The sequence below is a fragment of the Staphylococcus piscifermentans genome, from assembly GCF_900186985.1.
GTDB classification, from domain to species: Bacteria; Bacillota; Bacilli; order Staphylococcales; family Staphylococcaceae; genus Staphylococcus; species Staphylococcus piscifermentans.
Map to the genome: position 1 here is coordinate 1472469 of NZ_LT906447.1, position 14776 is coordinate 1487244.

The following is a 14776-nucleotide window of genomic DNA, read 5'->3' on the forward strand; positions in this document are numbered from 1 at the left end:
ACGCTTTATGAGGTGTCTCAGTTTATTTATTTTTAAAACTTTGTTTATAAAGATACATTTCTATACATAACTAAAGTTAAACCTCAAGACTATCACTAGCCTTTTCAACAAAAATTATGATACTATACTTGTATAAATATTCGTAATTTGAGGTGTTAATAAGTGGCTAAAAAATCAGTTAGACATATAAAAATCAGAGAAATCATTTCCACTGAACAGGTTGAAACTCAAGATGAGTTAGTGCGACGTTTAAATCAGTTTGATTTAAACGTTACTCAAGCAACTGTATCTAGGGATATTAAAGAATTACAACTCATTAAAGTACCTGCTCCTACTGGTCAATATGTATACAGTTTACCGAATGATCGCAAATATCATCCACTTGAAAAATTAGGCAGATATTTAATGGATTCTTTTGTAAATATTGAGGGAACAGGCAATCTATTAGTTTTAAAAACCTTGCCCGGCAACGCACAGTCAATCGGAGCAATCTTAGATCAGATTGATTGGGATGAAGTTTTAGGTACTATCTGCGGAGATGATACTTGTCTCTTGATTTGTCACGATGCAGCATCTGCAACAGCAATAAAAACACGAATTTTTAATTTGTTATAAGGAAGCGATAAGCCATGTTACAAACTTTAACAATTAAACAGTTTGCGATTATTAATGAATTAGAAATTAATTTTGCAGACGGTCTGACAGTTTTAAGCGGAGAAACAGGTGCGGGTAAATCTATCATCATTGATGCTATCGGTCAACTTATTGGTATGCGTGCATCTTCCGATTTTGTTCGTCATGGTGAAAAAAAAGCAACAATTGAAGGTATTTTTGATATTGATGATAACCAGTCAGTCATAGAGACTTTACATTATCTTGATATCGATATCGACGAAGACTTTCTTTTAGTAAAAAGAGAAATTTTCAGTTCAGGAAAAAGTATCTGCAAGGTAAATAATCAAACGGTTACTTTACATGATTTGCGAATGATTATGCAAGAATTATTGGATATTCATGGACAACATGAAACCCAATCCTTATTAAAACAGAAATACCATTTACAATTATTGGATTCTTATGCAGACGGTAAATACGAACGTTATCTGAAGCAATATCAAGAGACCTATCAAACCTATAAAGATAAAACTAATGAATTAAATGAACTGGAATCTGCTGATCAAGCTTTGTTGCAACGTTTAGATTTAATGAAATTTCAAGCAGACGAATTGTCAGAAGCTAATTTGCAAGAAGGAGAAGTTGAGCAATTAGAATCGGATATTAAACGTATACAAAATTCTGAAAATTTAAGCGTTGCCTTAAATGCAGCACATACTACTTTAACCGATGAACAAGCAATTCCAGATCGTTTATATGAACTCAGTCAGCATTTAGAAACAATCAACGAAATTATTCCGAATGAATTTAGCGAATTGAAAGAGCACGTAGATCAATTTTATTATACGTTAGAGGATGCGAAACATCAGTTATACGATGAAATATCGAATACTGAGTTTGATGAGCAATATTTAAACGAATTAGAATCGCGAATGAATTTGTTGAACAATTTAAAAAGAAAATATGGTAAAGATATTCAAGATTTAATTCAGTATCAAGACAAGTTGGTTAATGAAATAGGTAAGATAGAGAACTATGAGCAAAGTACAGCAAATCTTAAAGAAGAAATTAAACAATTAAAATCTAAATTATTAGAAGATGGCCAGAAACTTTCAAAAGAACGCCGTAAAGTAGCTAGAGAGTTAAGGGACCATATTGTAGATGAAATACAAAACTTGCAAATGAAAGATGCTAATTTAGAAATTTCGTTCAAATCTCTTGATGAGCCTACTGCAGAGGGTATTGAAAAAGTAGAAATCTTAATTAGCCCAAATAAAGGCGAACCTTTGAAAAGTTTAGGCAAAATTGCTTCTGGCGGAGAATTGTCTAGAATCATGTTAGCTTTAAAAAGTATCTTCGTGAAATCCAGAGGACAAACTGCCATATTATTTGATGAAGTAGATTCTGGTGTATCAGGAATAGCAGCGCAAAAAATGGCTGAAAAAATGCGAGATATCTCTCAATACATCCAAGTCATCTGTATTTCCCACTTACCGCAAGTGGCTTCTATGAGTAATCATCACTTATTAATCAGTAAAGCTTCAACAGATGAACGCACCACTACTCAAGTCCAAGAATTAACTGGGGAATCAAGAATTGATGAAGTAGCACGTATGATATCTGGGGCCAATGTCACTAAAATCACGCGAGAAAATGCTAAAGAGATGATTGAGCAAAATCACGCTGCTTTATAAAATAATGATTTGAGAGGAGTTTGACTTATGCAATTTCAATCTTTAATATCTGATTCTAAGTCACTGTCGGGCAATGTCGGTGTTGTTTTTGCAGATGATGAACACATTATTTCTTCTGTCATCGAAATACTCAGACAAACACAGAGTCACGTTACACTCTACGGCGTTAAAGATCCTACTGAACTCATACGTTCATTTAATGTAGATGGTGAATTTTTAAATCGCATCCACTTGAGAATATTTGATGATAAAGAAAGTGTATATGATAAGTGTGCAGATGATTTATCAGAAGCTACTATTAACATTTTGATGAAAGGCAATGTTACCTCAGCTGAAATTCTGAGATTTATTCTCGAACATAAATCATTTATCGATGAAAATAACTTTTTAAATCATATTGCTTGTTTTGAAATCCCGTCTTACCATCAAATGTTAATGATTAGTGACGTCGCGCTAAATATTCATCCAAGCATTGATGACCGCATTAAAATGATACGCAATATTGAAGCATTTTCTAAAAATATTGGTTATGCACATCTCAATGTTGGATTATTATCTTCAGTCGAAAATCCAACACATAAGATTCCCTCCTCAATAGATGCGGCAGAAATTTCAGCACACTTTTCAACTGATGATTTCTTAACTGTAGAAGGACCATTTGCCTTTGATAATGCAATTGATAAAGAAAGTGCGATTGAAAAGGGCATCGATTCAAAAATTGCGGGCAACATTGATGTGCTCGTGGTACCGCATTTAGACGTCGGTAACACGCTTTATAAATCATTGACTTACTTTGCAAATGCTAAGGTAGCCAGTTTAATATTAGGAACTAAGTTTCCGGTTGTACTGACATCACGAGCAGATTCTGTTGAAAATAAAGTGAATTCAGCAATACTTGCATTACGAACTCTCTCATAATCATATTGATTTTTTTTGGAGCTGGGGCATAAAATGTCTCAGCTTCTTCTCGATTTTTCTATAGCTATCGCAAAAGAAACTCACTTATTTTATAATCTACTTTCGTTTCTGGCTAGCTTCATTGGGACAAGAAGATGAAATAATTCTGCTCCTTTTTTATTGGAAAATAACTATTTGTTGGTAACAAGTTATTATTATCTATTATGATTACTTTAAAAAGGCATAGTAATTAAGGTAAAATATAAAGGGTTCATTTAATTAATAGTATAAATGCTCACATCAAAACATCATAGAATTCAAATTAAAGCAGGTGAACATATGACGCAGGTATTAGTCATCAACTTAGGCAGCACTTCTTCAAAAGTCGCAATTTATAATCAACAACATTGTATCGCTGAAGCATTGCTTCAACATGATATACAAATTACGCAGCTTTCTTTATTACAACAAGAGGCACACAGAGTACAGGCTATTGAAGCATTCCTCGCAGAGCATGATATTGCTTTAAATGAAATCGATGCAATTGCATGTCGCGGCGGTTTATTAAAGCCGATTTCTGGAGGGACCTATGCTATTAATTATAAAATGTATGATGATTTACGTAAATTTAAATATGGCACTCATGCATCAAACTTAAGTGGAATTATTGGTTTTAAATTGGCTCAAAAGTTTGACATTCCTGCTTTTATCGTAGACCCAGTTGTAGTAGATGAGATGATCGATATTGCAAAGTTGACTGGTGTTAAAGCAATACAACGCAAAAGTGTGTTCCATGCTTTGAATCAAAAAGCAGTAGCTCGACAGTATGCAGAATCTGTAAATAAAACCTATACACAAGTGAATGTTATTGTCGCGCATATGGGCGGCGGAATAACGATAGGTGCTCATCAATATGGTAAAGTGGTAGATGTCAATGATGGTTTATTAGGAGAAGGGCCCTTAAGTCCAGAGCGTTCAGGAAGTTTACCGAACGATTCACTTTATCAATGGGCGCACAGCCATCAATATTCTCTAGCAGAGATGAATCATATATTGAGTAAAGAATCAGGACTTATTGCTTTATGCGGAAGTAATAATCTAAGAGCACTTATAGAAAAGTATCATGAAAATGAGATTATTCATTTAGCAATCGACACAATGATATATCAAATTGCTAAACAAATAGGCGAAAAAGCAATTATATTCAAAGGAAAGGTTGACCAGATTATTTTAACAGGCGGACTGGCTAACAGCAGCCTTTTAACTGATCACATTACTGAATATGTAGATTGGATTGCGCCTGTCTCTGTATTTCCTGGTGAGAAAGAAATGGAAACACTTGCACTTAGAGTAAATGATGTGATGAATAATAAAGAGCAAGTAAATAATTATAGTTAGGAGTTCGATTATGGCAGAAGAACAATATGACCTAGTGATATTAGGTGGCGGCACTGCGGGATATGTAGCAGGCATTCGTGCATCTCAATTAGGGAAGAAAGTCGCTATAGTAGAAAATCAATTATTAGGCGGAACTTGTTTGCATAAAGGATGTATTCCTACAAAGACATTATTAAAGTCAGCTGAGGTATTACATACTGTGAAAACAGCTTCATTATATGGTATTGATACAGAGCATTTTTCAATTAATTATAAACAAATTTTGGATAGAAAAAATGAAATTATCCAGCAGATGTATACAGGAATTGAGCACTTGATGAAACATAACCACATAGATATTTATAATGGAACAGGTAGAATCTTAGGTTCTTCTATCTTTTCACCAAGACCAGGCACTATATCGGTTGAATATGAAGATGGAGCATCCGAACTCTTACCTAATGATTATGTGCTTATTGCTACTGGTTCTAAACCAGCTGAACTGCCATTCTTGAAATTCAATCATCAAACAATTATTTCAAGTACTGATTTGCTCAATATGAAGCAATTGCCTGACTCTATAGTGATAGTAGGCGGCGGTGTTATCGGAATGGAATTCGCTTCATTACTTAATGATTTCGGCACTGATGTTACTGTGATAGAAGCCGGCGAGCGTATATTGCCTAGTGAAAATAAAAATATTGCCAGTAACTTAAAGAAACATTTTACTGATCGCGGCATTAAAATTTATGAAAATGTTCAACTTTCCCAAGAAAGTTTTACTTTAAAAGATGAAGCAATAGAAATTAACGAAGCTGATTTAAAACTAACTGCAGATAAAATATTGCTAGCAATCGGCAGAACGCCGAATACATCTGATATAGGATTGAACAATACCAAGATTGCCACAGATGCTAAAGGCTTTATTGAAGTTAATGAAAATCAACAAACAGCAGAACAACATATCTATGCAGCAGGAGATTGTATTGGTAAACTTCAGCTGGCACATGCAGGTTCTAAAGAAGGGACAACTGCTGTAGAGGCCATGTTCGAAGATAACACAATCCCTGTTAATTATAATACTATTCCAAGATGTATCTACACTTATCCTGAAATTGCTTCTATCGGTATGACTTTAGAGGAAGCTAAGGACGCAGACTATACAAAAGCCAGAAGTTTTAAAGTGCCATTTAAAGCTGTAGGTAAAGCTGTCATCGAAGACGCAACACAACAAGACGGATTCTGTGAATTAGTTGTAGATCAAGACACAGAAACTGTATTAGGCTTAAGCATGATCGGCCCGCATGTTACAGAATTGATTAATGAAGTTGCTTTATTGCAATTTATGAATGGATCAACACTAGAATTAGGATTGACGACTCATGCACATCCTTCAATTTCTGAAGTGTTAATGGAAGCAGGACTTAAAGCAGCAAAACGCTCAGTGCATGCTTAAATTAAGGAGGAAACAAATATGATGGATTATCAATCTGTCGGATTAACCGAAGAAGACTTAAAATCAATGTATAAATGGATGGATTTAGGTCGTAAATTAGATGAGAGAATGTGGTTATTAAATAGAGCAGGTAAAATTCCATTCGTCATTAGCTGTCAAGGTCAAGAAGCCGCTCAAATCGGAATGGCATTTGCAATGGAAAAAGGGGATGTGTCAGCTCCCTATTACCGCGACTTAGCATTAATTACTTATCTAGGCATTACACCTGCCGAAACTATGATGTCGGCATTCGGTAAACGTGGCGATATCAATTCAGCTGGTAAACAAATGCCTTCACACTATAGTAAAAAAGAAGTGGATATTCTATCTCAAAGTTCACCAGTAGGTACCCAAGTTCTTCAAGGAGTAGGGGCAGCGCTTGCTTTAAAAATGGATAAAAAACCTAACATTGCGATGGCGACACTAGGTGAAGGAACTTCTAACCAAGGTGATTTTCACGAAGGCTTGAATTTTGCTGGAGTACAAAAGTTGCCATTTATTTGTGTGATTGAAAATAATGAATATGCCATTTCAGTTCCTTCTAATTTACAATATGCAGCCGACAAATTATCAGATAGAGCTTTAGGCTATGGTATTCACGGTGAAAGAGTAGATGGCAATGATCCTATCGCAATGTATAAAGCGATGAAAGAGGCGCGAGAACGTGCACTAAATGGAGAAGGCTCTACCTTATTAGAAGCTATGTGTACACGTATGACAGCTCATTCCTCTGATGATGATGATAAATACCGCAGCGAAGAAATTCGTAAAGATTTAAAAACACAAGATTGCAACATTAAGTTCAAAACACATTTATTAGATCTTGGAATTATTGATGAAAACTGGTTAACTGAAATTGAAAAGGCCAACAAAGAAATTGTACAGAAAGCAACTAAAGAAGCTGAAGCTTCCCCTTATCCAGATCCAAGTGAGACTTATACCTTTGTGTATGCAGAAGGAGGAGTGGAATAATGGCTAAATTAACATACTTATCCGCCATTCAACAGGCCATCTTTCAAGCGATGGAAAAAGACCCGAATGTTTTTGTTTTAGGAGAAGATGTCGGTAAAAAAGGTGGCGTTTTCGGCGTCACTTTAGGATTGCAAGAAAAATTCGGCATCGAACGTGTCATCGATACACCTTTAGCAGAATCCAACATTGTCGGAACAGCTATCGGTGCTTCAATGCTTGGCAAACGACCTATTGCTGAAATTCAATTTGCAGAATACATCTTACCTGCGACAAACCAAATTATGAGTGAAGCAGCTAAAACACGTTATCGTTCTAATAACGATTGGAACGTGCCATTAACTATCCGTGCACCGTTCGGCGGGGGCATCCATGGGGGCTTATATCATTCACAAAGTATTGAAAGTGTCTTTGCATCAACACCCGGGCTTACAATCGTCATCCCGTCCAACCCTTACGATGCTAAAGGTTTATTATTAGCTTCAGTCGAATCTGATGATCCAGTACTTTATTTCGAACATAAAAAAGCTTACCGCTTATTAAAAGAAGAAGTACCTGAAGAATATTACACTGTGCCATTAGGTAAAGCAGATGTGAAACGTGAAGGCAGCGACTTAACAGTATTCACATATGGTTTATGTGTCAATTACTGTCTGCAAGTTGCAGACGTATTAGCTGAAGAGGGCATAGACGCAGAAATTGTTGATTTACGTACAGTATATCCACTTGATAAAGAAACAATTATCAATCGAGCAAAACGTACTGGAAAAATTTTATTGGTAACTGAAGATAATTTAGAAGGCAGCATTATGTCAGAAGTCTCCGCTATCATTGCAGAAAACTGTCTCTTCGACTTAGATGCACCAATTATGCGACTTGCTGGACCGGATGTTCCTGCAATGCCATTCTCTCCAGTATTAGAAGATGAATTTATGATGAACCCTGATAAAATTAAAGAAAAAATGCTTGAATTAGCGCGCTTTTAATCGCTAGGAGGACTTTAAATGGAAATCAATATGCCTAAATTAGGTGAAAGTGTACATGAAGGAACAATCGAACAGTGGTTGGTTGAAGTAGGGGACACTATCGAAGAATACGAGCCGATCTGTGAAGTTATAACAGATAAAGTAACCGCAGAAGTCCCTTCAACAGAAGCAGGTACAATCACTAAAATCTTAGTAGAAGCAGGAGAGACAATCAAAGTTGGGACTCCGATTTGCGAAATAGAAGGTGAAAACACTCAAACTTCAGCTCCTGAAAAAGAAAACTCTGAAGAGAAGAAAGACGAAGAAAAGTCTTCTAAAAATGAAACTCATGAACATCAGAAAAGTAATACTAACTTAACATCTAATCAACCGTTGAATAACGGTCGCTTCTCACCTGTCGTATTTAAACTTGCATCTGAACATCAGATAGACCTTTCACAAGTTCAAGGTACTGGATTTGAAGGCAGAGTTACAAAAAAAGATATTGAAAATGTGATTCAAAATCCAGACATGATGCTCGAACAATCAAACGTTCAAGATCAAACTTCTATTGAAGTTGCAGATACACCAACTCTTAATGAAACATATGCTCAAAATAATACATCTTCAAATACAGATTCTATTCCAGTTAACGGTGTCAGAAAACAAATTGCTAAGAATATGGTTACGAGCGTGACTGAAATCCCGCATGCTTGGATGATGATTGAAGCCGATGCTACAAACTTAGTTAACACACGAAACCATTATAAAAATAAATTCAAACAAGATGAAGGTTATAACCTGACGTTCTTTGCTTTCTTTGTAAAGGCAGCAGCAGAAGCACTTAAAGCCTTTCCTATGCTTAATAGCAGCTGGCAAGGTTCTGAAATCAAAGTGCATAAAGATATTAATATTTCTATCGCAGTCGCTGTCGAAGATAAGCTTTTCACACCAGTGATTCATCATGCAGATGAAAAATCCATCAAAGGTATTGCACGTGAAATTAATACATTGGCACAGAAAGCCAGAAATAATAAATTAACACAAGAAGACTTAAGTGGCGGCACATTTACTGTCAACAACACAGGAACATTCGGTTCCGTATCATCGATGGGGATTATCAACTATCCTCAAGCAGCTATTTTACAAGTTGAATCTATTGTCAAAAAACCAGTGGTTATTGATGATATGATTGCTATCCGTAATATGGTTAACCTTTGTATTTCCATAGATCACCGTATACTCGATGGTTTGCAAGCGGGCAGATTTATGAATTATATCAAAGAACGTATTGAACAATATTCTATTGAACATACGCATATTTATTAAAATATATTCTTCGACTAGAACAAGCATGTTGAAGAATGTCAAATTAATTAGTAGAATAAAGTATGAACTTTACTAAGACTGAAAGGTGATATCGATATGGATTTAAATTTCGATTTATATATGAATGATGTTGTGAATCAAGCACGTAATGAAATTGAAAATGCAGGTTACGAGCAACTTACAACACCGGAAGAAGTAGATGCAGTGTTGAAACAAGACGGTACTACTTTAGTGATGGTCAACTCAGTATGTGGTTGTGCTGGCGGCATTGCACGTCCAGCTGCAGAGCACGCTTTGCATTATGATAAAATGCCGGATCGTTTAGTATCAGTATTTGCTGGTCAAGATAAAGAAGCAACTCAAAAAGCACGTGACTACTTTGAAGGTTATGCGCCATCAAGTCCATCATTTGCACTTGTAAAAGATGGTAAAATTGCTGAAATGATTGAACGTCACCAAATTGAAGGACATGATATCATGGATGTTATTAATCAACTTCAAAGCTTATTTGAAAAATATTGCGAAGAACGCTAAGAGGTTAGCAGATGAAACGTTTAAATCCCTATAAAATAGGATTTAGAACGATTAAGACTGCTGTAGGAATGGCACTGGGAATAATTATTGCCAAATTAATTGGTTTAGATAATTTTTCTTCAAGTGCCATTTTAGTTGTTTTATGTATTAAACACACCAAAGTACATTCCCTACAAGCAATTATTTCCCGTTTTGTATCCTGTATTCTCATACTTATATTAGGTTCTGTTATCTTCAGCTTACTTGGCCAGAATGCCATTGTATTAGGTCTCATTGTACTCTTATTTATTCCGTTAACTGTTATGTTAGGTGTTCAAGAAGGTATTGTGACAAGCTGTGTAATTCTACTGCACGTTTTCAATGCTAAAGTAATAGATTTTCATTTATTTGTGAATGAAGTATTATTATTAATTGTTGGATTAGGCATTGCATTTTTAATGAATATGATCATGCCGAGCTTAGATAATAAATTAGAGGAATATAAACATAAAATCGAAAAGCAATTCACTGAGATTTTTTATACTTTCAGCAAAGCTTGTTTCGATGTTAATTACAGTGTTGAAGTACCTTTGAAAGAAGTATCAACTGAGATTCAAAAAGCGAAATCTTTTGCTTTCCGAGATGTTAAAAATCATTACGTCCGTAATGAAAATTCTTATTACCATTATTTCGATATGCGCGAAGAACAATTGGAAATTATAGAGCGTATCCAGTATATTTTAAAGTCAATGGAGTCTGAAGATGCCATTTTACATCGTTTAGGAACACTATTTGCAGAAATAGCTAAAAATGTAAACAGCAATGACTATACTGCAATGCGTTTATATTCATTATATGAGCTCCATATTGAATTGTATGACCAGGCATTACCGGATAGTAAAGAAGCACTTATTAATAGAGCAAACGAAATACAAATTGTGAATGAATTAGAGAGATATTTACAAATTAAATCTCAATTCGGTTCTTTAAAAATGTACCATGAAGTTTAAAATAAAAAAGCTTGGGCTGAGACATTTTAATGTCCCGCTCCCAAGCTTTTTTTGCGTTAATTATTGCATTAATGGTGCTAAACTTGAAAGAATCAGTGCAACAATTACTGCAACTAACATGACGATAATAACAATTTTAGATACTTTACCTTTAAACACTTTCAACTCTCCTCTAATAATTGCTTGCCTTGTCGCATTGATTACGTAATGTTTTACATTTTAAAACACATAAAGCACCAATGCAATGGGCATGATTTCCCACTATTATATCACAAATTTACTACATACTTTGAAACATATAAGTTTTCTGAAATTAAATATTCATATACACTAATATTATAAGAGAAAGGGGAATTGACATGATTAATGAACAACGATTACTCGATACATTTTTAGAACTCGTACAAATTGATTCAGAGACGGGTCATGAAGAACTTATTCAACCAATATTAAAAGAAAAATTTCAAAATTTAGGTCTTGATGTTAAAGAAGACCACGCTAGCGAACAACCAGGATTAGGCGCAAACAACTTAGTATGTACACTGCCAGCACATAAAGATGCTTCTAATCAAATCGATAAAATTTATTTCACTAGCCATATGGATACTGTGATTCCTGGTATTAGCGTTAAACCTATCGTTAAAGATGATGGCTATATCTATTCAGATGGCACAACTGTGCTTGGTGCAGACGATAAGGCTGGATTGGCTGCAATCTTTGAGTTAATCAGAACTCTAAAAGAACAAGATATCCAACACGGCCAAATTCAATTTGTAATTACAGTTGGAGAGGAATCAGGATTATTAGGTGCTAAAGCTTTAAATCCTGATTTATTAGATGCCCAGTTTGGTTATGCTGTAGATGCAAGTGCGCCAGTAGGTACTACAGTTCTAGGAGCGCCTACACAAATGAAAATTGCAGCAGTTATTCATGGTAAGAAAGCACACGCAAGTACGCCGAACAAAGGAGTCAGTGCCATTAATATTGCCGCTAAAGCAGTCAGCAAGATGAAATTAGGACAAATTGATGAAGAGACAACTGCTAATATCGGCAGTTTTCATGGCGGTTCTGTAACTAATATTGTTGCAGATGAAGTGACATTGCATGCAGAAGCACGTTCTCATTCTCCTCAAAAAATCAAAACACAAATCCAACACATGAAAGAAGTTTTTGAAGAAACAGCAGAAAAATACGGCTGTACAGCAGACGTTGAAGTCGAAGAAAGTTATCAAGGATTTAAAGTATCTGAAGATGCAGAAGTGACACAAATTGCCATAGAAAGTGCCAAAGAACTTCAATTGAGCGGAAATACAGTAATTTCTGGTGGCGGATCAGACGGAAATATAATCAACGCTTTAGGTATTCCAACTGTTATACTTGGAATTGGCTATGAAAATATTCATACTACCGAAGAAAGAATGGAAATTAAATCATTAAATTTATTAGCACAACAACTTATTAATATTGTTAAAATCGTCAGTCATACAAAGTAAAGTTTGAATGAGTGAGGAAGACTCTGAATTGTGTTACAATGAGGTAGAAAATTTTTAATAAGAGAGGTAAGTAATATGACGCAACAAATAGGTGTAGTCGGCTTAGCCGTAATGGGTAAAAACTTAGCTTGGAATATTGAATCACGTGGTTATTCAGTATCAGTTTACAACCGTTCAAAAGAAAAAACAGAACAAATGGTTGAAGAATCTAAAGGTAAAAATATTCACCCCACATATTCTTTAGAAGAATTCGTCAACTCATTAGAACGTCCACGCAAAATTTTATTAATGGTTAAAGCAGGTCCAGCTACTGATGCTACTATTGAAGGCTTATTACCATTATTAGATGATGGAGATATCTTAATAGATGGAGGTAATACTAACTATCAAGATACAATCCGCAGAAATAAAGCACTAGCTGAAAGTGGTATCAACTTTATCGGTACAGGTGTATCCGGTGGTGAAGTAGGTGCTTTGACAGGCCCTTCAATTATGCCTGGCGGACAAAAAGAAGCCTACGACAAAGTATCTGATATTTTAGAAGCAATTTCTGCTAAAGCAGAAGACGGTGCACCTTGTGTCACTTATATCGGCCCAGACGGAGCTGGTCACTATGTAAAAATGGTGCATAATGGTATTGAATACGCTGACATGCAATTAATTGCTGAAAGCTATGCACTTATGAAAGATGCTTTACACATGTCTCATACTGAAATTGCTAAAACATTCAAAGAATGGAACCAAGGTGAACTTGATAGCTATCTTATCGAAATCACTGGAGAAATCTTCAATAAACTAGATGAAGACGGCACACCATTAGTTGAAAAAGTAATGGATAAAGCTGGCCAAAAAGGAACAGGCAAATGGACTTCAATCAATGCTTTAGAATTAGGTGTTCCTTTAACAATAATCACTGAATCAGTATTTGCACGCTTCATCTCTTCAATGAAAGAAGAACGTGTGAAAGCTTCTCAACAATTAGAAGGACCTTCACCTCAATTTAATGGAGATAAAGAAGCATTCTTAGAAAAAATCCGCAAAGCATTATACATGAGTAAAATCTGTTCATATGCTCAAGGATTTGCTCAAATGCGTAAAGCAAGTGAAGAACACGATTGGAACTTGCAACTTGGTGATTTGGCTATGATTTGGAGAGAAGGTTGCATTATCCGTGCACAGTTCTTGCAAAAAATCAAAGATGCTTATGACAATAACGCTGATTTACACAATTTATTACTTGACCCTTACTTCAAAGAGGTCGTTACAAATTATCAATCAGCACTCCGCGATGTTGTAGCTGAAAGCGTAGTAAATGGTGTTCCAACTCCAGGATTTGCTGCAAGTATCAATTACTATGACAGCTATCGCTCAGAAAACTTACCTGCAAACTTAATCCAAGCACAACGTGATTACTTCGGTGCACACACTTACCAACGTAAAGACCAAGAAGGTACTTTCCATACACATTGGGCAGAGGAAAAATAATTAATAAGGCAAAAAGCACGGTTGAAAAATTTCAACCGTGCTTTTTCTATTTAATCATTCGTAATATCTGGGTCGATCGGCAACCATAATTGTATTTTAGTAAAAGGATCTTCAAATGAAATATCAAATGGATAAATTTCAACATATAAACTATTAAGCTCGTAAGGTAAGGTCAATTGCAATCTCGTCTCAATATAGTGCCATGCTTCATTTACCGCGAAATCAATTTCTCCTTGCAAATTAAATTTAGCATACTGTCTCGATGGTAAGTAGCGACTCTCTAAATGGGCAGGATAACGTTCACTTGGTACGCCGGCAAAAATCTCAGCACCGTTATCTAACGGACACTTAACAACAAATAATTCATGCGGACTCATATCATTATATCTTTGGAGTTCTTTAATTCTACCGCTATCCAGCAAGTCTTCAATAAAATCTGCCACTACAAATGGATTGCTTAAATCTTCTGTATTGATAAAACGGGCATAGCCTACTAATGTATAGGAATCAGATGTTTCTAACCGATATGTATATGGCGGAGCATCTGTTGTAGTTATTTTTATATATAGACGTTTTTGCATGCGTAATTCATCTTCTTTTACCTTTGCTTGAATCGGCGATACTCCATGATAGTCGCTGAAAGCGTTCGCAAAAGCATTTGTATCTTCATAATGATATTTTTTAGCAATATCGACTAAACGATATGAACCTTGAATAACATCTTCTGCTGCCTTAGTTAGTTTTCTAGCTTCTGCATATTCACTTGGAGACTGACCCACAATCATTTTAAAAGACTGATCAAGATGCATGGGAGAAAGACCGACGTAATCACTCAATTCTTGCAAATGGAAAGGCTCAATGACGCGATCTTCGATATAAACAATTGCCTGCTGAATTTGCTTGATAACGTCCAAACTTTTCACTCCTAAAATTA

At 35.4% G+C, this 14776-nt stretch carries 13 protein-coding genes; 12 read left to right on the forward strand and 1 reads right to left on the reverse strand.

Annotation, left to right across the window (positions count from 1 at the left end; genetic code table 11):
• Positions 1-162 precede the first annotated feature (162 nt).
• The 12 genes from ahrC (at position 163) to gndA (ending at position 13842) form a co-directional block, all read left to right on the forward strand.
• On the forward strand, positions 163-615 hold the full coding sequence (gene ahrC / locus CKV71_RS06900) for a transcriptional regulator AhrC/ArgR (RefSeq protein WP_095105083.1): 453 nt from the start codon (positions 163-165) through the stop codon (positions 613-615).
• A gap of 14 nt (positions 616-629) precedes the next feature.
• The gene (recN, locus tag CKV71_RS06905; RefSeq protein ID WP_095105084.1) at positions 630-2309 is read left to right on the forward strand and encodes a DNA repair protein RecN; all 1680 of its coding nucleotides are present in this window, start codon (positions 630-632) and stop codon (positions 2307-2309) included.
• A gap of 27 nt (positions 2310-2336) precedes the next feature.
• The gene (locus CKV71_RS06910) at positions 2337-3227 is read left to right on the forward strand and encodes a phosphate acyltransferase (RefSeq protein WP_095105085.1); all 891 of its coding nucleotides are present in this window, start codon (positions 2337-2339) and stop codon (positions 3225-3227) included.
• 318 nt (positions 3228-3545) lie between these two features.
• The gene (gene buk / locus CKV71_RS06915; protein ID WP_095105087.1) at positions 3546-4604 is read left to right on the forward strand and encodes a butyrate kinase; all 1059 of its coding nucleotides are present in this window, start codon (positions 3546-3548) and stop codon (positions 4602-4604) included.
• Between the two features lie 10 nt (positions 4605-4614).
• Positions 4615-6039 carry a dihydrolipoyl dehydrogenase gene (gene lpdA, locus CKV71_RS06920; RefSeq protein ID WP_095105088.1) on the forward strand — a complete coding sequence of 475 codons (1425 nt, stop codon included), beginning with the start codon at positions 4615-4617 and terminating at the stop codon, positions 6037-6039.
• A gap of 18 nt (positions 6040-6057) precedes the next feature.
• Entirely contained in the window at positions 6058-7050 is a 993-nt protein-coding gene (locus CKV71_RS06925) for a thiamine pyrophosphate-dependent dehydrogenase E1 component subunit alpha (protein WP_095105089.1), read from the forward strand.
• Positions 7050-8033, forward strand: coding sequence for an alpha-ketoacid dehydrogenase subunit beta (locus CKV71_RS06930; protein ID WP_095105091.1), 984 nt, complete (start codon positions 7050-7052; stop codon positions 8031-8033). The genes CKV71_RS06925 and CKV71_RS06930 overlap by 1 nt, the downstream gene beginning before the upstream one ends.
• Positions 8034-8051: 18 nt before the next feature.
• Positions 8052-9341 (forward strand): dihydrolipoamide acetyltransferase family protein, encoded by a 1290-nt coding sequence (locus CKV71_RS06935; protein ID WP_095105093.1) that lies wholly within the window; start codon positions 8052-8054, stop codon positions 9339-9341.
• 96 nt (positions 9342-9437) lie between these two features.
• A complete protein-coding gene (gene brxB / locus CKV71_RS06940) occupies positions 9438-9875 on the forward strand; it encodes a bacilliredoxin BrxB (RefSeq protein ID WP_095105097.1) in 438 nt (145 codons plus the stop codon).
• An 11-nt stretch (positions 9876-9886) separates the two neighbouring features.
• A complete protein-coding gene (locus CKV71_RS06945; protein ID WP_095105099.1) occupies positions 9887-10864 on the forward strand; it encodes an aromatic acid exporter family protein in 978 nt (325 codons plus the stop codon).
• 359 nt (positions 10865-11223) lie between these two features.
• Positions 11224-12357 carry a M20/M25/M40 family metallo-hydrolase gene (locus tag CKV71_RS06950; protein WP_095105101.1) on the forward strand — a complete coding sequence of 378 codons (1134 nt, stop codon included), beginning with the start codon at positions 11224-11226 and terminating at the stop codon, positions 12355-12357.
• A gap of 75 nt (positions 12358-12432) precedes the next feature.
• Positions 12433-13842 carry an NADP-dependent phosphogluconate dehydrogenase gene (gene gndA / locus CKV71_RS06955; protein ID WP_095105104.1) on the forward strand — a complete coding sequence of 470 codons (1410 nt, stop codon included), beginning with the start codon at positions 12433-12435 and terminating at the stop codon, positions 13840-13842.
• A gap of 50 nt (positions 13843-13892) precedes the next feature.
• Here gndA and CKV71_RS06960 read toward each other — a convergent pair whose 3' ends face one another.
• Positions 13893-14756: an effector binding domain-containing protein gene (locus CKV71_RS06960; protein ID WP_095105108.1), complete on the reverse strand. Its 864-nt coding sequence runs from the start codon at positions 14754-14756 to the stop codon at positions 13893-13895.
• Positions 14757-14776 lie beyond the last annotated feature (20 nt).